Raw genomic sequence first — 22416 nt, 5'->3', positions numbered from 1 at the left:
AAAAGGCCATGAGGAGGGACGTTCTTCGCATGGCTTTTTTTTGCCGTACGAGGAAGTTTCAGCTTATATGCCATTCCGCGTTAAGGGGTTGAGTCTGCGGCAGCGGTAATATCCAAGCATGGGATGCGGAAAAGCCGGATATTGGCGGAAAATAGTTAAATTCGACTTCGCGCTTCGACAGAGTTTGAACCGTAAGGGGGCTATACTTAACATGTAACATTTCATTGACATCGGAGGTAAATGATGAAAAATTCGAATCTTAGAAAACGGGCATTGTGGTTTATTAACACTGAAATTGAAAGGGTACTGGTGAACTTGAAGAGCGGGGCGGTTAATAGAGAACATGCACTTGGGAGTCTGAACACACTCTACCAGATGGCTTCTTCGACAAGAGATTCCGATTCTATGATGAATTTATGCAAAATTATAGATAGAGTCAGAGACACGGATCAACGGCTGGGATTGCTTCAGATAGCGGAGAGACGGACCGAATACTTTTATTAAACGGATAAAAAGGGCTGTCCCGCAAGTGTCTGCACAGAATAGGAACATCCCAATGATTAAGCGAAAGGACCTCATCCCCACTGCCAGTGGGGATGAGGTCCTTTTTCATAAGCAAGATTTAAATCTGAGCGGGTCATAAAAAAATTGCAAATTGGCTTTTTGGACAGCCCAATCTTTGTTGCTTAGGAAATTATGAGACTCAACGAATGGGTATAAAGTTGGGGGATAAGCGCTCAAGTTCAATTCTTCAGAATCACCTCCGCCAACCGGTCGGCGGCCGCTGAGGGCGAGATCCCTTCGGCATCCGCGATGCGAAAGACATGAGTCAGCGTGTCATTGATTTTCTCGACATGCTGCCGGGCTAACGCCGCGTCTCCGCCAAGCAGCTCAACGGAGGTGACAATGATGCCGCCGGCGTTGATGACATAATCCGGTGCATACAAAATACCGCTGCGGTGGAGCTCCTCGCCATGCCGGACCTCCGCCAATTGATTGTTGGCGGCTCCCGCGACGATGCGGCAGCCCAGCCGCCCCAGCGTGAAATCGTTCAATATGCCGCCTAAGGCGCACGGGGAGAAGACGTCGCACGGCTCGGCTAGTATGTCTTGCGGCCGGCGAGGGCTTGCTCCGAAGTCGTCGGCAGCCTTCTTCACTCGCAAGGGATCCATGTCCGCTACGATTAATCGCGCGCCTGCGCGTTTCAAATAACGGCAGAGCTGATACCCTACTTTGCCTAATCCTTGAACGGCGACAGCTTTGTTCTGAATGGAATCGCTGCCGTAGACCCGTTTGAGCGACGCCCGGATGCCAAGGAAAACGCCGTAAGCGGTCATTCTTGCGGTAAAATCTCCAGCGGCCCCAAGCGATCCGGTTGTGTCGGTTACGTAAGGCGTCTCAAGCCGAACCCAGTCCATATCGGTAACGGCAGTGCCAAGGTCGATGCCGGTAATATAACGTCCTTGCAGGGTCTGGATATGCCGGCCCAGAGCCCAAAAGATCTGTTCGCGCGGGCTCTGGCCGGGCATGCTGAGAATAACGGCTTTGCCTCCGCCGTAGGGAAGGCCGGAGACGGCCGATTTATAGGTCATGCCTTGAGCTAATCTGACGGCATCCGCGACGGCTTCTTCGTCGCTGGCGTAATGCCGCATCCTGCAGCCGCCGAGAGCGGGGCCCAGCTTGGTATTGTGAATCGCAATGATGGCTTTAAGCCCGACAGAACGATCCTGGAGGAAGAGGAGCTGCTCATATTGATGTTGCCATAAGTCCATACGGACACCTCCTATGAAGCCAACGTGCCGCGCTTCTTGTTGTTAGCATATTCACTTCGTCTAAAGGGGCTACATCGCATCTTCATTGACGGATTATGTGGCTTTATGGCAATAACCGCGATAGCATGCGGAAAACAGCTGTTAATAAGGCGAATGCCTAGTTGTCAAATGTTTTTTTATAGCCGAAACTACAAAATTCAGCATTGACCGTTTACGGATTATGAGGTATTTTATTAATACAAACCACATAAAGCAATATGAAAGCGGTTACTGATTTTAAATATTGTGTGGAGTGATGTGGTTTATAAAAAGCTGGGAGGTCGAACGGAATGAAAGCAAAGAAACGATTATTGCTGCTTTTATCGGTTATGTTGACTATGAGCCTGCTCTTGGCGGCTTGCGCGGGAGGAAACAGCGGGAACGGCGGGAATGCGTCTAACGCTCCGGCAAGTACGGACGGAAATAAGGAGGCCACCGATCCGCCGGCTGAGCCTGCGGAGAAGATCGAGTTGGATTTCTGGACGTTCTGGGGTTCCGAGACGCGCCGTCCGATCATCGAGAAGATGATCGCCGACTTCAACAATTCACAGGACCGCATTGTCGTGAAGCATACATTCCTGCCATGGGGCGATGTGTGGACGAAGAACCTGGCAGCGATCGCGGCAGGCAATCCGCCGGATGTCATCATCAATGATATTAATACCGTGGCACAGCGTGCCAGCAGCAAGCAAGTCGTCAATCTCGCCGAGTTCCTGGCGAAGGACAGCATTCAAAGCCGCTTCTTCCCGGAATTGTGGAATACGGTGGAGTTCGAAGGCGAGGCTTACGCTTTGCCGTTCAATACGGATACAAGGTTCCTCTACTACAATAAGGATGCGTTCGCCGAAGTCGGACTCAATCCGGAGTCGCCTCCAAAAACATGGGAGGAGCTGGAAGCGTATGCGGTCAAATTGGATAAGAAAAACGGCAGCCGTTATGAACGGGTAGGATTCTATCCGAACAACTGGGGCAACTGGGGATGGGACAGCTGGATGTACAATGCGGATAACGGCACCGGCTTTGTCGATAAGGAAGGAAACGTAACGATCAATACGCCGAATAAAGTGGAAGCGCTCAATTGGATTAATAAATGGACGGCCCGGCTCGGCGAGAGCACGGTCAATGCGTTTAAAGCGGAGTTCGGCAGCCAGCAGGCGGATCCGTTTATTTCCGGCAAAGTAGCCATGATCAATCAGACGGCAACCTTCTATACGCAGCTGCGCGACTACGGTCAAGATGTGAACTTCGGTATCGCACCGATTCCGGAGTTCAAAGAGGGGTCGGGCCATTACAGCTCCGGAGGCGGTTTCGTCATCGAAATTCCGTACGGCGCCAAAAATCCCGAAGCATCCTGGGAATTTATGAAGTTTATGACGGATGTGCAAGCGCAAGAATATTGGGCAATTAAAAACTTTGATAATGTAGCCAACATTGAAGCTTCAGAGAAAGCCGCCACAAACGCTGAATTGGATGAAAAAGGGAAAATGGTCTACAGTGAAGCGGTTAAAAACTTGAAAGACACAAAAATCTTCCCGATTCCCGAATTCGCGCCGGATTTCCGCAGCTTGCTTAACCCGCAGGCGGACGCCGCTCTTCTAGGGCAAAAGACACCTTCGGAAGCGCTTGAGCAAGCGCAAAAAGAAGTGGAAGCTTTAGTAAAAGCCAATAAAAAATAAGCCTGTAAAAGAAGCGACGGAGTGGCGAGACGCTTGCCACTCCGTTTCTTTAAGGAAAGGAGCGAAGCCGCAATGAATAACGCGCCAGCCGATTCCAGGTTGAAGAAGCCTGCGAAGCGCAGAAGATTAACGGTTGAGCGAAGGGAAGCGCTGCAGGGGTATGTGTTCGTTTCTCCCTGGCTGATCGGCTTTATCTGTATCACTTTAGGACCGATGCTGTTCTCGCTGTATGCGAGCTTCACGAATTATAACATTACGTCCAGGATGGACTTTATCGGATTCGATAATTTTGTCCGAATGTTTACGGCAGACAGCCTCTTCTGGAAATCATTAGGAAACACCTTATATTATGTCGTTTTTATGGTGCCGCTTACGACTGTTGGCGCCGTGCTTCTTGCCGTGATGCTAAACCAGGGCATTCCCGGCATGCGGTTGTTCCGTACGATCTTTTATTTGCCCGCCGTCTTGTCGGGCGTCGGCGTTTATATTCTCTGGATGCAGCTTCTCAGCCCGTCAACGGGGCTCATCAATACGCTGCTGGACTTTTTCGGGATTACAGGACCGGCATGGCTGTTTGATCCGGATTGGACGAAACCTTCCCTTATCCTGATGAAGCTGTGGAGCGTAGGCGGCGGGATGCTGCTCTATCTGGCCAGCCTGCAGGGCGTGCCGAAGCAGATGTATGAAGCGGCGGAAATTGACGGCGCCGGCCTATTCAGAAGGTTCCGCACCATTACGCTGCCCATGATTACGCCGATTATTTTCTTCGACATCGTGACCAGTACGATCGGCGGCTTTCAGGTTTTTCAGGAAGCTTACGTCATGTCGGAAAGCGGCGAGGGCGGACCGATGAATTCGATGGTATTCTTCAATCTGCACATGTGGAACAAAGCATTTAAAGTATTCGATATGGGCTATGCGACCGGTATGGCATGGGTTCTATTCATGATCGTTATGGTCTTGACGGTTATCAATTTGGTATTAGCCAAGAAATGGGTGTATTACGAGGGGAGTGACCGTTAATGAATGCGAAGGGGCAAACGCAGAGTCGGCGCTACTACCAGGGCCAACGTTTTCAGGAAAGACTCCGCAAATCGCTCGTAGCCTTGCTGCTGATCAGCGGCAGCGTCATTATCCTTTCACCGATCTGGTGGATGATCTCGACATCGCTCAAACCTATGCAGGAGATTATGCAGTATCCGCCGACCTTCTTTCCGAAAGAAATCCATTGGGACAATTATATACGGGCGTGGACTTCTCCTGCGGCTCATTTCACCCGGTGGTTATTAAATACAGCCTTGATTACGGTATGTGTCGTCATTGCGAGCGTATTCTCGAATGCTTTCATTGCCTACGGCTTTGCGAAAATCAAGTTTCCGGGGCGTAACGTCATGTTCGCCGCCGTGCTGGCGACGATGATGATTCCCGGCTTTGTCACGATGATTCCGCAATATATTTTGTTCGCTAAGCTGGGGTGGATGAACACTTATCTGCCGTTAATTATTCCTTCGTTGTTCGGCAGCGCGTTTTTTATTTTCCTGCTCCGCCAGTTTTTTATGTCCATTCCGAACGAGCTGATCGATGCGGCCAAGATGGACGGAGCGAACCATTTTTACATTTGGATTCGATTAATGGTGCCGCTCATTAAACCGGCTATTGCGACAATCGCTATTTTCTCGTTCAACGGCGCGTGGAATGACTTCCTTGGACCGCTCTTGTACGTGAACAACGAGTCGATGTACACGCTGCAGATCGGGCTTCAAACGTTCAAGGGCACCGAAGCGACGCAGTGGCACTATCTGATGGCCGCATCGCTGATGGTTCTGCTGCCCGTTATCGCTTTGTTCATGTTCTTCCAGAGGTACTTTATTGAAGGGATGAATTTGACCGCCGGAACGAAGGGATAATCTCAGCCGAATAGACAAAAAAGGAGCGGTTATTCATGAATGACAAGAAAAAACGGAGCAACGTGATTACATTAAAACAGGCGCTTGAAATGGCGGAATCCCATCAATTTGCTTTCGGGTCATTTTCACCGAGATATACGGCAATGATTGTACCGGTATTAAAGGCGGGACAAGCGATGAATTCACCGCTGATCGTGCAAATCTCGGAGAAGGAGCTTGACCGTTACGGAATTACGCCGAAGGAGTTCGGCGGCGAATTTTATGCGCAGCTGGAGCGTCTCTCGATTACAGTGCCCGTCGTGCTGCATCTGGATCATACGAAGGCGCTGTCGACGATCGCGGATGCCATTGACGCAGGATTTACTTCGGTTATGATCGACGCGTCCGAGAAGCCGCTTCGGGAGAACATCGCGATTACCAGAGAAGTGGTTCATTATGCGCATGCCAGGGGCGTTTCCGTCGAGGCGGAGCTGGGCATGATCGGCACGACCGATTTTATCGAGACGGATAAGGACGAGGAGCTGTATACCGACCCGCATGAGGCTAAGCAATTCGTTGAGGCTACCGGAGTCGACGCGCTCGCCGTGTCGTGCGGTACGGCTCACGGTGTTTATGTTGTCAGGCAGCCGAAAATCGACTTTGCCCGCTTGCAGGCCATTCGCGCTTTGACGCCGGTTCATCTCGTGCTTCACGGCGGCTCGGGCGTGCCTTCGGAGATGATGGGCCGCGCGATTCGTCTGCCTGGCGGCGGCGTCAGCAAAGTCAACATCGCGACCGATCTGGAGTTGTCTTTCCTTCAGGCTATCGGGCGGGAAGAGCGGATGACCAATGCCGAATGCTTGGCGCTTACAGCCTCACAGCTTGAACAGGGGCGGGAAGCGGTCGAACTGACCGTCAGCGATAAAATTCGTTCCTTCCTGGGCAGCAAAGGCTTTGCCGACATGTATCAGGTTCAATAATCGGATAAAAAAAACGGAATAGAAATGCGCAGGCGCCGATTTTTGGCATAGTTGCGCATTTTTCTTTTCAAGGAAGGACGAGGTCGAAGGTTGAAGCTTATGACGTATCATCGCCGCGATCTCGGGTATGTCAGAGAATCCTATAGAGGAGGTTAACGAAAGGTGAAAAATAAGAAGCTTCATATGATCGGCAATGCGCATTTGGATCCCGTATGGTTATGGCAATGGCAGGAGGGCTTTCAGGAGACGAAGGCGACTTTTCGTTCCGCGCTCGACCGGATGAAGGAATCGGATGATTTTAGGTTTACGTCCAGCTCTGCCGCCAATTACGAATGGGTCGAAAATAACGATGCCGGCATGTTCGAGGAGATTAAGCAGCGCATTAAAGAAGGACGCTGGCAAATTGTCGGAGGCTGGTGGATTCAGCCGGATTGCAATATTCCGGGCGGCGAATCGTTCGTTCGCCAAGGGCTGTACGGCCAGCGCTACTTCAAAGAAAAGTTCGGCGTAACGGCCAAGGTCGGCTATAACGTGGACAGCTTCGGCCATCACGGCATGCTCCCGCAAATTTTAAAGAAAAGCGGCATGGATTATTACATTATGATGCGTCCGATGCCGAATGAGAAAGGCTTGCCCGGAAGGCTGTTTCACTGGGAATCGGATGACGGCTCGCGCGTGCTCGCCTTCCGTATTTTGTTCGAATACTGCACATGGGGCAAAGAGCTGAACAAGCATGTGATCCGCTGCGCCAGCGAGCTGAAGGAGCCATTTGACGAGCTGATGTGCTTCTACGGCGTCGGCAACCACGGCGGCGGCCCAACGAAGGAAAATATCGAAAGCATCCGCGCCATGAATGCCGACCCGGCTTTTCCAGCGCTCGAATTCAGCACGCCTAACCGTTTCTTTGAAGAAATGGAAAGCAGGAACCTGCCCTTTCCGGTCGTGCATGACGATCTTCAGCACCACGCGAGCGGCTGCTATGCCGTTCATTCCGGGGTGAAGAAATGGAACCGGGAAGCGGAGAACAAGCTGATTGCCGCCGAGAAAATGTCCGTCATCGCCAACTGGGTGACAGGCCAGAATTACCCGAAGGATTATAAGCAGGCTTGGAAAAACGTGCTGTTCAATCAATTTCACGATATATTGGCCGGCACCAGCATCGAGCCTGCCTACGAGGATGCGCGCAATATGCATGGCGAAGCGATGTCGATAGCCGACCGCGGGCTGAATTACGCCGTTCAATCGCTTTCCTGGCGGATAAACATCGAGCGGGAGGAAGGCATGAAGCCGATCGTGGCGTTCAATCCTCATTCCTGGCGCAGCAGCGTGAATGTGGAATTGGAGATTGGCGGACTGAAGGAGACGGCCGTATTGGTTGACGATACGGGCAAGCAGGTCCCTTATCAGGCCGTGCAACCGCTCGCGACGGCAGGAGGAAGATTCCGGATCAGCTTTATTGCCGATCTGCCGCCGATGGGCTATCGCGTCTACAAGCTGCTGCCTGAGTCGCAGAAGCCGAGGGACGGCGTGCAGCCGCTGAAAGCGAATGATTATGCGATGGAAAACGACCGGTTTCGGCTCGAATTCGATCCTCAGACGGGTTATATTAGCAGCCTCTTCGATAAGAAAGCTCAGAATGAGGTGTTCAAAGGCGATGCGGCAAGGCCGGTCGTCATTGTAGATCATTCGGATACATGGAGCCATAATGTGTTTCACTTTAATCGGGTGATCGGCGCTTTCAAAGCCGTCAGCGTGAAGCGGGTCGAGCACGGTCCTGTGAAATCGGTCATTCGGGTGACGAGCGAATACGGCAGCTCCAGCATGGTGCAGGATTTCAGCATGTATCGCGAGCTGGACCAGATCGATGTCAAGGTGACGGTTGACTGGCGGGAGCAATTCAAGATGCTCAAGCTGGTATTCCCGGTCAACCTGATTTTTACCCGGCAAAGCTACGAAATTCCGTTCGGCTATATCGAACGCGAGCATAACGGCGAGGAAGAACCGGGGCAAAGCTGGATCGATTATTCGGGCGTGACGAGAGACGGCGGCGCCTTATACGGCCTAAGTCTGATGAACGACGCCAAGTACAGCTACAGCATTCACAACAAAGAGCTGGCGATGACGGTGCTCCGCAGTCCGATCTACGCCCACCACGACCCCGTCGTGCCGGACCCGCACGGGCATTATTCGTTCATTGATCAAGGCATACAGCATTTCAACTATTCGCTGCTGCCGCATGAAGGAAACTGGGAGCAAGCGGGCACCGTCAAGCGCGCGGCGGAGCTGAATCAGGGGCCGGTCACGATCATTGAATCCTATCATGAAGGCGATCTTCCTCAGCGGGACAGCTTCCTCTCCGTGGAGCAGGACAATATTATTGTCAGCGCGCTCAAGCAGGCGGAGGATAACGAAGATATGATTATCCGCTGCTATGAAACGGCCAAGACCAGGGCGGAAGGAGTCATTCATCTGCCGAAGTGGAACAGGGTGATCACAGCCCGATTCGAACCATGCGAAATTAAGACGTTCCGGATTCCGAAAGACGAACGACTGCCGGTTGTGGAGACGAACCTGTTGGAGTGGTAGAGGCGCTGATGGAGACAAGCTTGAATAATCTATATCAATCATTTGATAATTGTGATAGTTTATTGCATAGTTGGGAGTGAAAATAAAGGATGTAGGGGACTTGGTTATGATCGTAATCCAACGGAGAAATAAAATAAAAGAGCGTTTATTCGAGCATCGCAGCGTAAAGGTATCCGATTTGGTAAAAGAATTCAACGTATCGGAGGAAACGATCCGCAGAGATTTGAATCAGCTGGAGCGAGAAGGGCTGATCGTCAAAAACTACGGCGGCGCCATTCTGAGCGAAGAGGTTGAAAACCTGTCGATCCTGCCGGTCCAGCAGAGGACGCTTCAACATTTTGACGAGAAGGATGCCATTGGCAAAAAAGCGGCGGAGCTCGTTGGCGAGAAGCAAATCATCATTCTGGACTCGGGCTCTACCACCTGGTGCATGGCCAGACATTTAAAGCAGAAATCCGATCTCATGGTTGTGACGAACGGCATGAACGTAGCGGATGAATGCAGCCAGAATGAAGAAACGGCGATTATCGTGCTTGGGGGCAAGCTGATCAAAAAATCGATGAGCTTAGTCGGCCCGCAAGCGGAGATGGAGCTGCAAAAATATAACGCGCACTATTCCTTCCTGGGCGCCTCCGGTATTTCGCTGCGCAAAGGCTTCACCAGCTCTGATATTTACGAGGCGGAGATAAAGAGGGCGATGATCGCAGCAGGTCAGAAGGTTGTCATTCTCGCCGATCACAGCAAATTTATGAAGCAGGGGCTTGTTGCGTTCAGCAGCTTTCAGGATGTGGATATGCTGATTACGAGCGATCTGGCCGACCCGGATATTCTGAAGCAAATTGAAGAGGTTGGCGTTCAGATTATCGTTTGTCCAACTGTATGAAGGGCAAGCAGATGCCGGACGCCGGATTGAAAAATAGCCGCATCAACAAAAGGCTGCCTTGTAAGCGGATTATCTGCTTACAGGGCAGCCTTTAAAATGAATAGAGATTGTTTTGCCGACGTGAAATTGTCAGATCCTAACCGTTTACGGGCGTACAGCAGTGCCGTTCTTCACTTGAGCAAGAGATTGCCGGAGCCGTCATTCATGCGAACCGCTGCGGTCCATCAGCCGCCTCAGCTTTGCTTCCGTTAAGGATTCGGGCGCGGGGGTATAGACGCTGCATCTGAGATCGGCGCTGCCCTGCACCTGGAACGACGTCAGGTGAAAGAGCATTTTACCCGCCTTGGCATGACGAAATTCAAGCAATAAGTCAGGGGCTGTGCTGACCTGGCTCTGCTCCCACAGGTATCGGAAGCCGGCATGGCTCTCCGACATCTCCGCAATAAACCGCTCGTACCAGTCATCCTGTACATATTGACCGTAATAAGCGCGGAAGATCGAGAGAAAACCGCCTGCAAAATGCTCCCAATTTCCCGCCAATCTGCGAAACTCCTGTCTCGAAAACAATAATTGAATGAGATTTCGCTGCTCTGCCGGAATTTGGTCAAAATCCATGAACACATGGGAAGCGGCTTGATTCCAGCCGACAATCTGGCAGCGCCGGTCGGATATGATCGTCGGGCAGAAGCGAAGCTCTTGAATAATATGCTTGAGAGAAGGCGATATTTCGGACAACTCCTCCTTCGGCGACAGTGATCCGTGTCCGGCTTCCGTTGCCAGGGCATACAAGTATTTGCGTTCATCCTCGTTTAATCGAAGCGCAGACGCCACGCAATCGAGTACGGATGTTGACACTTGTATATCTCTTCCTTGCTCCAGCCAGGTATACCAGGTGGAGCTTACTCCTGCGAGCTGCGCGACTTCTTCTCTTCTCAAGCCGGGCGTTCTCCGGCGCGTGCCGGCAGGGAGTCCGGCGGACTCCGGAAGGATCTGGGCGCGTTTCGCTTTGAGAAAGGTAGACAAAGCCTGCAGTCTGGTCTCACGGTTAATCATACCGGATTTCTTCCTTCCGTCCTCATTATAGTAGCACTAATTATACTATAATAAACGGCAACTTGTAATAGGATAAAGAGTGTGACAAACTACTATCCATCAAGTTCATTTCAGAGGAGGATCTACGATGGAGCGGGTAGTGATTACAGGGATGGGCATCATTTCGCCTTTAGGAAATGAAGTGGATACCTTCTGGAACCGGCTGGTCAGAGGGGATTCAGGCATCGGAACGATCGAGAGCTTCGACACGTCAAGGCATAAATCGAAGATCGCCGGAATGGTGCGCGACTTTGACGCAGACGCCCTGTTCGGGCGCAAGGAAGCGAGAAGGATGGACCGGTTCTGCCAATTCGCCGTTGCGGCTGCCGAGCAGGCGCTTGCCGACTCGGGTCTCTCGTTGGAACAGGCGGACCGCGAACGGATAGGCGTCTATGTCGGTTCGGGTATAGGAGGCATACAGACGCTGCTGACTCAAGCGGATCTGCTGCGTGAGCGGGGCCCCGAGCGGGTAAGCCCGACGCTCGTCCCGATGATGATCGCGAATATGGCGGCCGCGGTCATCAGCATACGGCTGGGAACGTTAGGCCCGACGTTATCGCCGGTCACCGCCTGCTCGATTGGCAATACGGCAATAGGAGAAGCTTGGCGTCTGATTCGGTCCGGCGGAGCCGATGCGGTCATTGCGGGAGGTACGGAAGCGGCCATCACCGATATTTCGCTCGCGAGTTTCGGCAATGCGACGTCCGTGTCCACCCGTAACGATGAACCGGCGAAAGCGAGCAGGCCGTTCGATGCGGCGAGAGACGGCTTTGTTATGGCTGAGGGAGCCGGGATCCTCGTCATGGAGTCACTCTCGCACGCGCGGAAGAGAGGCGCGCGCATTTACGCGGAGGTTATCGGCTATGGGAACAGCTCCGACGCCTACCATATGGTCGCCACCCATCCGGAAGGCATCGGGGCGTACCAGGCTATGAAGCATGCGCTGCGCGAGGCTGGCCTGCAGCCCGGGGAAATCGACGTCATCAGCGCGCATGCGACTGGCACGGATATCGGAGATAAATCGGAAACGGCCGCGATCAAGAAGCTTTTTGGCGAGCATGCGTACCGCGTTCCCGTCACGGCGAATAAATCGATGACCGGCCATATGTTAGGAGCGGCAGGCGGGGCGGAGGCGATCGCGCTGATCAAGAGCCTGCAGGAGGGCATCATCCCGCCGACGATTAATCAAGAGGAGCAGGATCCTGCCTGCGACTTGGATTATGTGCCGAATCAGGCTCGCGAAGCGAAGCTTGAAGTCGGGATGTCGAACTCCTTCGGCTTCGGCGGCCATAATGCGGTTATTATTCTAAAAAAATATTAAGCCTAACTCTGCCGGCCGGGCTCAGCCGCCGGACATGAAATGTTTGTTTGTTGTGCCGAACGCCATCAAAGGATATAGTGAATACAAAACATTTTATGCAGGACAGATGCCCGATTTCTGTCAAATTTAACGGAGAGTACGGTGGAGGAAGCGCCATGGGGACACCAGCACTGAAGGATAAGAGGATTGTAATCGCCGGATCGAGGAAGACGGATGAAATGGGTTTAATCGTGGAGAAGCAGGGCGGAACGCCGATCGTCCGTTCCCTGCAGGGGCTGACGTTGTTTGAGGAAGCCTTGCTGGAGGAGCCGCTGAGGCGGTTTGCGGAGCATGGGGCGGATTGGGTTATCTTGACGACGGGCATGGGCTCGGACAGTATTCTGAACGCCGCAGAGAAGCTCGGTATTAAGGAGGAAGTTTTGGCGGCATTGGCTGAAGCGAAGATCGCGTCAAGAGGTTATAAGACGACGGCTTTTCTTAATAGAACGGGCCTTTCGGCGGTTGTAAGCGATGCTGACGGCACGATGCATGGCCTGATCGATAATTTGGCGGCGCAAGATTTTGAAGGAAAGCGCGTATGGATTCAACTGCATGGAGAACCGGCGCCCGAGCTGGTCCGTTTTCTTGAGAAGAATGGCGCGGCAAGCGTGGAGTCGGTGCTGCCCTATCGGGTTGTTCCCCCCGAGGAGAGCACGCTGGAGCAATTAATGACCGAGCTGCTGGCTGGGGAGGTTGATGCCGTCTGCTTCACGACAGCGGTTCAGGTGCATTATTTATTTCAATATGCGGATCGCATGAGGCAAGCCGACAGGCTGGTTGAAGCCTTCGATCAGCATGCGCTTGCTGGCGCAGTCGGCAAGGTCACGGCACAGGCGCTCAAGACGCGCGGCATCCGGCGCATCCTTGTGCCGGAAACGGAACGGATGGGCGCTTTAATTATCGAAATCGCCCATTATTACGAAAGAAGCAGCGACTAAGGTATTCGATCGGCAGGGTACGCATATGGATGATACAGGAAGGTTAAGCGTCCGCTCTTCATTCCATGACGCCTATAGACGATTTTTCTCAGTCGGACAATTTCCGCGTTGTCCCGACGCACATACAATAATGGTGTATAGCCCAATCGGTGCTGGAAGGAGAGTAGCGCTGTGAGTAAGCGGACCCTGATGATCGTGTCGCTTGTGATTTACGCATTGCTAGCTATCTTATTTGTCATTCTATCCGTCTTCCAATGACGCATTACCGCAAGAAGGGCTTCCATTACGGCTGCATGCCGGCGTAGGGGAAGCCCTTCTTTTGCCGCTAGGGCTGCATTTTCTGCTGAGACAGCTTCGTCTTCCGATACTCCTTCGGCACGACGCCCTTCGTCTCGCGGAAGATGCGGGAAAATGTTTTGTAGGAGCCGTAACCAACCTCGAGCGCGATTTCCGCAACGCTCATGTCGGTGGAGACGAGCAGGCTGCAGGCATGCCTCAGCCTCAGGTCATGGAGAAAATGGACAAAGGTTTGACCCGTCGTCAGCTTGATGACCTCGCTAATTCGGGAGACGCTGAGCGAGAAGCGGTTCGCCAAGTCGGACAAGGCCAGCTCATCCTGGTAATGACGATGGATATGGTGAATGATCGGCCAGACGGACGTCCTCGACTTGGAGAACGGATTCGCGGCGGTCTGTCCGGGCGCTGTCTTCCGGCGGTAACGGTCGAAGCTGGCTAAAATTTCCTTCAGCCTGACCTGGAGCATCGTACGGCGCCAAGGCTCCTGACCGTTATATTCGCGGTACATATCTTCGACAAGAAAGAGCATGCGCTCGTTTTCCGTACCGCTTAGCTGTGCGAAAGGCGGCAGCGTATGCTCGCCGATCAGATCCATCAAGCCGTCATCCTGCCCCGGCTCCAGCAAGAGATCCATGCTGAACATGCAGTTATACAGCACCAACGTGCTGCCCGGCTCCGTGAACAGCTCATGGACCTGGTAAGGCAGCACGAACGTGAAGGTGCCGGGGAGCATCTGATGGCGGTCGTCGTTGATCGATTCCGAGCCCCTTCCGTCAACGACAAAGGAAAATTCCAAAAAATCGTGGCGATGAGGCCGGAACCCGTGATAGAGACGGTTCATGCTTATATGCAGCGGAGACGATGTATTCATATTTGGATACGTTTTCAGATATGCGGGTATGTAGGTCATAAAATATTGGATTCCTCCGAAAATATGAGACTTATTTCGAAAAACAAGCACGCTTTCCGTCACCGTTTATTCTACCATAAATAACGGGAGCTGAGATTTTGCTATTGCAAAACATTTGGCTCATGATTACGAAGCGAGGTTTTGCCTTTGCAAAGTCTTTCCTTCGAAAATTGATGCAGGAGGAATTTCATTGATAGCTAACGATAAAATCAGAATCGGCATTATAGGCGCAGGCAATATTGGCGGAGTGCACGCCAATGAGTTCTCAAAACTATCCGATTTGTGCGAAATTACAGCCATAACGGATGCTTATCTGCCGCTTGCCGAAGCGAAGGCGAAGCAGTACGGCATCGCAGGCGTCGCGGCGTCTCCGGAGGAGCTGATCCGGCGTTCGGATGTAGACGCTGTCATAATCGGCGTGCCGAACCAATTCCATGCTCCGCTTGCTATTCAGGCGATTGAAGCAGGTAAGCATGTGCTGCTGGAGAAGCCGATGGGCATTAACGGCGAAGCTGCCAAGCAAATTTTGAAAGCTAGCCAAACGTCGGACAGCGTCGTGATGGTCGGGCATCAGATGCGCTGGGAATCCGTGCCGATGCAAATTAAAGAACAGGTTGAGCGCGGCGAGCTCGGCAAAATTTATACGGCCAAAACAGGCTGGTTCCGCCGCAAAGGCATACCGGGCTGGGGCACTTGGTTTACGCAAATGGATCAATCCGGCGGCGGACCGCTAATCGATATCGGCGTGCATATGCTGGATCTTGCGCTGTATTTGATGGGCAATCCGAAGCCGGTATCCGTATACGGGGCGACTTACGCGGAATTCGGCCCGAGCCGCAAAGGAATCGGCACATGGGGCAAGCCGAACTGGGAGGGCACTTACGACGTAGAGGATCTGGCGACGGCATTGATCAAGATGGAGGACGGCAGCACGTTGTCGCTTGAAGTGAGCTGGGCCGTTCATATGGATACGGATAATACGCCGTTTATCCACTTGATGGGCTCAGAGGGAGGCGCCAGCTACCGCGGCTCTCAGGGCAAGCTGCTGACGGAGAAATTCGACCGTCCGATCGAGACCGAGCTGCGCAAAGCCGAGAACGATGAAGGCGAGCGGGCGCGCCTCAGCCGGCATTTCCTGGCATGCATTCGCGAGGGCAAGCAGCCGATTACGTCGGCTTTGACCGGATTTACGAACAATCTCGTGCTGGATGCCATCTACGAATCTTCACGTACGGGCAATGAAGTGAAGCTCGATTGGACGATCTGATTCGAAATGAAAAGCGAGGGGGAATTGGCATGTTAAGAGGTTTGACAGGTGCCGGGCTCGGCCGCATCGAAAGCGATGAGCGTTTCATTGAGCTTGCGGCTGAGCACGGATTTCAGGCGGTGGATTTGGACGCATCTGCGCTCGTGCAGCGCCATGGGGCGGAGAAGGCCCGTGAATTGCTGTCGAAGAACGGAGTCGTCATCGGCGCGATCGGATTGCCGGTCGAATGGAGAACGACGGAAGAGGCCTTCCTTGAAGGTGTGCAAAAGCTGGCTTCGACGGCTGCAGCGGCTGCGGCTCTCGGTTGTACCAGCTGCTGCACGTACATTCTGCCTTCAACCGATTTAAAGGCTGCGCATTTCATGGCGCTGGCTACTCGCCGCCTGCGCACATGCGCGCAAATTCTCGGCGCTTACGGCATTCGGCTCGGGCTCGAGTTTGTCGGGCCGCATCATCTGCGCACGCGCTCTGCAAATCCGTTTATTTGGACGCTCGAGGAAACGCTGGACTGGATCGGGGCTATCGGAGAAAGCAACGTCGGTCTTCTGTTCGATGCTTACCATTGGTACACGAACGGCTTAACCGTAGCCGATATCGAAGCGCTCCGCGCCGATCAGATCGTGCATGTTCATATTAACGATGCGCCGGACGTTCCGGTAGAGGAAGCGCTCGACAACGGCCGTATTTATCCGGGCGAAGGCGTTATCGATTTGGCGGGGTTTCTGAAGGCGCTTCACAGCATCGGCTACAAGGGAGCCGTGTCGCAGGAAATTTTAACGGCCGAAGCGCCGAATCAAACGCCCGAAGAGCTGATCAAACGCTCCAAGGCCGGGTTTGACAAGGTGTTTGGCGCAGCAGGCTTGTAAGCATACAGTAGAATAGGCTGTCCGATTGGGGAATCCGGGTATCCGGGAATCCTTTAACGGACAGCTTTTGCTATTCAGCTATATAAGTTGAACGAAAGAAACGAAAGCGTGGAGCGGAGAGAGCAGAGCGGAGAGAGCAGAGCGGAGAGAGCAAATTGGAGAAACGAAGTGGCCGTTTTTTGCAGTCCAAATGGTTACCCTGACTAGGGTTGCCTATTCAAATTTGGCTGGAACAGCGATCGTAAGAATGATTTGCTCTCGCGGCGATAACAGCTGATGTAAATCTATATTTCAACTTATATAGAATGAAAAGAACTAATTATGATATGAATTTTCGTGAAATCTTACGGGTACTGCACAGGAAGAAGATTCCGTTATGATATATAATGACCGTTATCCAACTAAAAAATGAAAACGATAACAGGAGACAACGAATATGGAACAAGGTAGATATCAGGAGCATCCGTGGACACTCTGGTATAAACAGCCCGCAGCCAAATGGGAAGAAGCGCTGCCGATCGGCAACGGCCGGCTTGGCGGCATGGTATTCGGCGGTCTGGAGAAGGAACGCATTCAATTAAATGAAGATACGCTATGGTCGGGCTTTCCGCGCGATACGAACAATTACGAGGCGCTGCGCTATTTGAAGCGCTCCCGCGAGCTCATCGCGGAGAAACGGTTCGTCGAGGCGGAGAAGCTGATCGAGGACAAGATGCTGGGCACGAATACGGAATCATACCAGCCGATGGGCGATCTGTATGTGGAGCAGCATGCAGGGAATGGCGCGCTAGTACAGGACAGCTATAGACGCATGCTTGACATCGATACCGGGATCGCTTCCGCAAGCTATCAAATCGGCAATTCGCAATACCGGCGCGAGACATTCGTCAGCGCAGCGGATCAGGTGCTGTGCGTGAGGTATGAAGCGGAAGGCGATGAACAGCTTTCGCTGACTGCGGCGCTCGAGTCGCAGGTGCAGTTCGCGCTTTCCGCGGAAGACGGCGGCGTCATCGTGCTGCATGGGCGGTGTCCCAGCCATGTGGCGGACAATTATAGAGGCGATCATCCGCTCTCCGTTCAATATGAAGCGGACCGCGGCATAACGTTCCAGGTCGGCCTTCAGGTCATGACGGACGGGGGAACGGCATCCGTCGGCGAGGACCATCAATTGTCGGTACGCGGGGCGCGCGCGGTAACGTTTATGTTAAGCGCCTCTACGAGCTTCGCGGGATTTGACCGCCAGCCGGATAAGAGCGAAGACAGGCTGCGGGAAACGAACAACCGCATACTGGACAAGGCGAGGGCGCTCGGTTACGAGGAGCTTCGCGAGCGCCATATTCGCGATCACCGCAGCATGTTCCGCCGCGTCCAGCTTAACCTCGGGCAATCGCCGAACGGGCTGCTGCCCACGGATGAACGGTTGGAAGCCTACAAGCAGGGGGGGCGAGATCCGCAGCTGGAGGCGTTATATTTCCAGTATGGACGTTACCTGCTGATGGCAAGCTCGCGGCCGGGAACGCAGCCGGCGAACCTTCAGGGAATATGGAATGACCGCGTCCAACCGCCTTGGAACAGCGATTATACGACGAATATCAATACGCAAATGAACTATTGGCCGGCGGAAACCGGTCATTTAAGCGAGTGCCATGAGCCTTTGTTCCAAATGATCGAGGAGCTCAGCCTCAACGGCGCGCGTACGGCAGCCATTCATTACAACAGCCAAGGCTGGGCCGCTCACCACAATGTAGATCTGTGGCGCACATCCACACCGACCGCGGGCCATCCGAGCTGGGCTTTCTGGCCGCTTGGCGGCGTGTGGCTGACTCAGCATTTATGGGAGCATTATTTATTTAATCCGAGCGAATCGTTCTTGCGGGAAAGAGCTTATCCGATCATGCGGGGCGCGGCGTTATTTTGCTTGGACTGGCTGCATGACAACGGGGAAGGCCGGCTCATTACCTCGCCTTCGACGTCTCCGGAGAACAAATTCGTTACTGCGGACGGCGGGGTAAGCAGCGTAGCGGAGTCGTCGGCCATGGATATTACGCTTATCCGCGAGCTCTTCGAGCATTGCGTAACGGCCGCGGGCATTCTCCAGCTGGATAAGGAGCTGGTTGAAAGGATCGAAGGCGCGCTTGCCAAAATACCGCCGCTGCAAATATCGCAAGGCGGGCTGCTGCAGGAATGGCATGAGCTGTTCAAGGAGCATGAGCCGGGCCATCGGCATGTGTCTCATCTCTACGGGTTATATCCGGGGACGTCGATTAATAAGGAAGCAACGCCGGCGCTTCTTGAGGCGGGAAGACTGTCGCTTGCGAGCCGGATCCGGAACGGCGGAGGCCACACAGGCTGGAGCTGCGCTTGGCTCATCAACTTGTACGCCCGATTGGAGGATGCCGAGACGGCTTACCGCTTTATCCATACGCTGCTCGCGCGTTCGACGCACCCTAATCTGTTCGATGACCATCCGCCGTTCCAGATCGACGGCAATTTCGGCGGCGCGGCGGGCATTGCCGAGCTGCTGCTGCAAAGCCATCTGGGCCGGATTGAACTGCTTCCCGCTCTTCCATCCGCATGGCCTAACGGGTTCGTTAGAGGCCTCAAGGCTAGAGGCGGATTTGTCGTGGATATCGAATGGGCGGATGGCAAGCTGAAAGCGGGGCGCGTCTATTCCACGCACGGCTCGGATTGCAGCATTGGCTGCAAGGACGGGGTGTCGGTCCGGTTGCCGGACGGTACGGTAATCGATGGGACTAAGCCTTTCGCGACGAAAGAGAAGGAATGGTATGAGCTTACACCATGAAAGAAGAGGAGAGTAACCGAACATGACGACGAATACACGGTTTCCGTTTGAAAATATTCAGCTTCCGCTCGAGGAGCGGGTAACTGATCTTGTGTCCAGATTTACGCTCGAAGAAAAAATCGAATCGATGGTACAGTACCAGCCCGCGATCGAGCGTCTCGGAGTGAAAGCTTATAAACACGGCACCGAGGCAGCGCACGGCATGGCATGGCTTGGCGAAGCGACAACGTTCCCTCAGCCGGTCGGCCTCGGTTGTACATGGAATCCCGAGCTGATGAAGGAAATCGGGTCTGTTATCGGAGACGAAGCACGCGTCTACTTCCAGCGAAACCCCGAGATCAACGGGCTGACGCTTTGGGCGCCGACCGTCGATATGGAGCGCGATCCGCGCTGGGGCCGCACCGAGGAAGCCTACGGCGAGGACCCGAAGCTTACCGGCGAGCTGACGGCTTCGCTCGTCCAAGGGATTCAAGGCGATCATCCGCAATATTTCAAAGCGGTGGCGACGTTGAAGCATTTTATCGGGAACAATAATGAAATTAACCGCGGCAGCTGCTCGGCCAGCATCGATCCGCGCAATATGAAGGAATATTATCAAGCCGCGTTCAAGCCTGCCTTCGTGAAAGGCGGGGCGCATTCCATGATGACCTCGTATAATTCCGTCAACGGCACGCCGACGATATTGCATGAGGATGTCAATAAGGTGGTAAAGGGCGAGTGGGGCATGAACGGATTCATCGTCAGCGATGCGGGCGATTTGCTCGGTATCGTGAACGATCACCGCTATTACGACAACTACAAAGAAGCGGTTGCGCATTCGATTAAAGCGGGAATCGACAGCATTACGGATGACAAGGACAAATCCTGCGCCGCGATCCGCGAAGCGTTGGCGGAAGGCCTTCTATCCGAGCAGGATTTGGACAAGGCGCTGACCAACACCTTCCGCGTCCGTTTCCGTCTCGGCGAATTCGACCCGGCGGAACAGGTTCCATATGCGAATGTGCCTGAATCGAAGCTGTGCGCGCCGGAGCATGCCCAATTGTCGCTGCAGGCTGCGCGCGAGTCGATCGTATTGCTCAAGAACGAGAACCGAGCGCTGCCGCTTAACAAAGAGAAGCTAAGCAGCGTGGCGGTGATCGGGCCGCTTGCCGATGTCGTATACCGCGACTGGTACTCGGGCTCGCTGCCGTATAAGGTTACGCCTCTTGAGGGCATTAGAAGCAAGCTGGAAGGAAAAACGGTCACGTACAGCAGCGGCAGCGACCGCATTGTTCTAAGATCGGCAGCCAACGGACAGGCGCTGAAGGCTTCTGAGGCAAACGGGAACAAATTGCAGGCAGCCGGCACGGCTGCTGATGGCGATATTTTCGAAGTGACCGATTGGGGCTGGGGCAGCTATACGCTGGAGAACCAGACATCCGGCAAGCTGCTGACAAGCGCCGACGATGTGAACATCGCCGCGGCGGCTGAAGAAGCTTTCGGCTGGTTCGTGAAAGAGGTATTCAAGCTTGAAGAGCACGGTGACAACCGGTTCGCGATCAGAACCTGGAACGGCAAGCCGGTAACGGCTCCGAACGCAGGAGCGGGCTCTCTTCAAGTAAAGGAAGAAGGAACGATCGGCACGGAAGAACTGTTCATGAAGGATATCGTGAAGGACGGCATCGCGGAAGCGGTGGAAGCGGCGAAGACCGCAGATACGGCGGTTGTCATCGTCGGCAACAATCCGCTCATTAACGGCAAAGAGGAAATCGACCGTCCGAGCCTGGAACTGGCAGCCTCGCAGAACGCATTGATCAGCGCCGTATATGCGGCGAATCCGAATACCGTCGTGGTTGTCGTCGGCAGCTACCCGTTCGCGATGAACGAGGTGAACGGACAAATTCCGGCGGTCGTCTACTTGTCGCATGCGGGACAAGAACTCGGCAATGCGCTTGCCGACGTGCTGTTCGGCGATTACTCGCCTGCCGGCCGCTTGAATATGACATGGTACAAATCCGAAGAGCAGCTGACCGATCTGATGGACTACGATATTATAAAAGGAAAACGGACCTATTTGTACTTCGATGGCGAACCGTTATATCCGTTCGGTCACGGCCTGAGCTACGGCTCATTCCGCTACGGTGATCTTGAACTGACGAATAACGCAGACAGCATAGACGGAAGAGTGACCGCAGCGCTTCAGGTGACGAATGAATCCGGCGTAACGGCAGACGAGGTCGTCCAGCTGTATGTTCGGGTAGAGGGCTCCAGAGTTGAGCGGCCGCTGAAGAAGCTGGTCGGATTTACGCGCGTAACCCTGCAGCCGGGCGAGACCAAAGCGGTTCAGCTCGTCGTTCCGGCCGAAGAACTGGCGATGTGGGACGTCACCCGCGACCGTTTCTGTCTGGAGACGGCAGACTATACGTTTATGGCGGGGGGTTCGTCGGCGGTCGTGTTGGCTTCCGCGTCCATCCGGATTGCCGGCGAGACGATTCCCGCAAGGAATCTGACCCTGCAGACCCGTGCGGAAAACTATGACGATTACTCGGGCGTTTATCTGGATGAGAGCAAGGAAGGCGGTACATGCGTTCGCCTATCCGGAGCCGAGGGCTGGATTAAATTTGCCGGCGTTGATTGGCCGGGCGGATTAGCCGGAGTGGAAGCGCGGGTATGCGGAGGCGCCGAGGGCGGCAAGCTTACGGTCCGCATCGGCGGCGAAGCGGGCGATGTTATCGGTTCATGTGCAGTTAAAGCGGGCGGCGAGCAAGAATGGCAGACCGTTAGAATGGAGCTGCCTTATGCAAATCCCGCAGGCGATTTCGTTATCGGGCTCAGCGGCAGCGTGAAGCTAAGCAGCTTCCGTATGCTTTAATAACGCGAGTATACGTTCTGGTGACAGAGCTGTTCCTCCGCAGTAAATGCGGCTTGAACAGCTCTTTTTTCTTTTTTTTGGAAATTATATAACCCTAAGAATTGTGGATAGAGTTTTGGGAACTTCATGCGTTTCACTTCCCGAAAGATCGGCAATCCACCATACAAAATGCAGGGTAACGCGCGAATGAACGGCAGAAATGCCGTTGAA

At 53.6% G+C, this 22416-nt stretch carries 16 protein-coding genes; 12 read left to right on the top strand and 4 right to left on the bottom strand.

Translation table 11 applies throughout. The annotated features are described in order from the left end of the window. Window positions 1-743 precede the first annotated feature (743 nt). Complete coding sequence (locus H581_RS0118770) at window positions 744-1772, bottom strand: Leu/Phe/Val dehydrogenase (protein ID WP_028611367.1); 1029 nt, start codon at window positions 1770-1772, stop codon at window positions 744-746. A 329-nt stretch (window positions 1773-2101) separates the two neighbouring features. Between H581_RS0118770 and H581_RS0118765 the strand changes: the two genes are divergently transcribed. The 6 genes from H581_RS0118765 (at window position 2102) to H581_RS0118740 (ending at window position 9822) form a co-directional block, all read left to right on the top strand. Beyond that, window positions 2102-3487, top strand: a complete 1386-nt coding sequence (locus H581_RS0118765) for an ABC transporter substrate-binding protein (protein ID WP_028611366.1) — start codon at window positions 2102-2104, stop codon at window positions 3485-3487. Window positions 3488-3559: 72 nt separating this feature from the next. Continuing rightward, window positions 3560-4510, top strand: coding sequence for a carbohydrate ABC transporter permease (locus tag H581_RS0118760; protein ID WP_051250949.1), 951 nt, complete (start codon window positions 3560-3562; stop codon window positions 4508-4510). Then, window positions 4510-5394: a carbohydrate ABC transporter permease gene (locus H581_RS0118755; RefSeq protein WP_028611364.1), complete on the top strand. Its 885-nt coding sequence runs from the start codon at window positions 4510-4512 to the stop codon at window positions 5392-5394. Before H581_RS0118760 ends, H581_RS0118755 begins: the two co-directional genes overlap by 1 nt. Window positions 5395-5429: 35 nt before the next feature. Next, entirely contained in the window at window positions 5430-6353 is a 924-nt protein-coding gene (locus tag H581_RS0118750; RefSeq protein WP_028611363.1) for a class II fructose-bisphosphate aldolase, read from the top strand. A gap of 162 nt (window positions 6354-6515) precedes the next feature. Beyond that, a complete protein-coding gene (locus tag H581_RS0118745; protein WP_028611362.1) occupies window positions 6516-8939 on the top strand; it encodes an alpha-mannosidase in 2424 nt (807 codons plus the stop codon). Window positions 8940-9045: 106 nt separating this feature from the next. Continuing rightward, complete coding sequence (locus H581_RS0118740; RefSeq protein WP_028611361.1) at window positions 9046-9822, top strand: DeoR/GlpR family DNA-binding transcription regulator; 777 nt, start codon at window positions 9046-9048, stop codon at window positions 9820-9822. 198 nt (window positions 9823-10020) lie between these two features. Here H581_RS0118740 and H581_RS0118730 read toward each other — a convergent pair whose 3' ends face one another. Further along, the gene (locus tag H581_RS0118730; RefSeq protein WP_028611360.1) at window positions 10021-10872 is read right to left on the bottom strand and encodes a helix-turn-helix transcriptional regulator; all 852 of its coding nucleotides are present in this window, start codon (window positions 10870-10872) and stop codon (window positions 10021-10023) included. Between the two features lie 130 nt (window positions 10873-11002). On the opposite strand from H581_RS0118730, the gene fabF reads away from it, so the two are divergent. Further along, entirely contained in the window at window positions 11003-12235 is a 1233-nt protein-coding gene (gene fabF, locus H581_RS0118725) for a beta-ketoacyl-ACP synthase II (RefSeq protein ID WP_028611359.1), read from the top strand. A gap of 155 nt (window positions 12236-12390) precedes the next feature. Beyond that, window positions 12391-13212 carry a uroporphyrinogen-III synthase gene (locus H581_RS0118720; RefSeq protein ID WP_028611358.1) on the top strand — a complete coding sequence of 274 codons (822 nt, stop codon included), beginning with the start codon at window positions 12391-12393 and terminating at the stop codon, window positions 13210-13212. Window positions 13213-13537: 325 nt separating this feature from the next. Here the strand turns inward: H581_RS0118720 and H581_RS0118715 are convergent, their stop codons facing one another. Continuing rightward, window positions 13538-14419 carry an AraC family transcriptional regulator gene (locus H581_RS0118715; RefSeq protein WP_028611357.1) on the bottom strand — a complete coding sequence of 294 codons (882 nt, stop codon included), beginning with the start codon at window positions 14417-14419 and terminating at the stop codon, window positions 13538-13540. A 190-nt stretch (window positions 14420-14609) separates the two neighbouring features. Here H581_RS0118715 and H581_RS0118705 point away from each other — a divergent pair, with 190 nt between their 5' ends. The 4 genes from H581_RS0118705 (at window position 14610) to H581_RS0118690 (ending at window position 22206) form a co-directional block, all read left to right on the top strand. Beyond that, complete coding sequence (locus tag H581_RS0118705) at window positions 14610-15686, top strand: Gfo/Idh/MocA family protein (RefSeq protein ID WP_028611356.1); 1077 nt, start codon at window positions 14610-14612, stop codon at window positions 15684-15686. Window positions 15687-15715: 29 nt separating this feature from the next. Then, window positions 15716-16552, top strand: a complete 837-nt coding sequence (locus H581_RS0118700; protein WP_028611355.1) for a sugar phosphate isomerase/epimerase family protein — start codon at window positions 15716-15718, stop codon at window positions 16550-16552. A 436-nt stretch (window positions 16553-16988) separates the two neighbouring features. Continuing rightward, window positions 16989-19355, top strand: coding sequence for a glycoside hydrolase family 95 protein (locus tag H581_RS0118695; RefSeq protein WP_028611354.1), 2367 nt, complete (start codon window positions 16989-16991; stop codon window positions 19353-19355). 22 nt (window positions 19356-19377) lie between these two features. Beyond that, window positions 19378-22206, top strand: coding sequence for a glycoside hydrolase family 3 C-terminal domain-containing protein (locus H581_RS0118690; RefSeq protein ID WP_028611353.1), 2829 nt, complete (start codon window positions 19378-19380; stop codon window positions 22204-22206). Here the strand turns inward: H581_RS0118690 and H581_RS38615 are convergent. Next, a partial coding sequence (locus H581_RS38615; RefSeq protein ID WP_211231474.1) for a hypothetical protein occupies window positions 22203-22416 on the bottom strand: 214 nt, incomplete at its 5' end. The genes H581_RS0118690 and H581_RS38615 overlap by 4 nt on opposite strands.

The organism is Paenibacillus harenae DSM 16969 (assembly GCF_000422465.1).
GTDB classification, from domain to species: domain Bacteria; phylum Bacillota; class Bacilli; order Paenibacillales; family Paenibacillaceae; genus Pristimantibacillus; species Pristimantibacillus harenae.
This window is presented reverse-complemented; position numbering and strand designations above follow the sequence as displayed.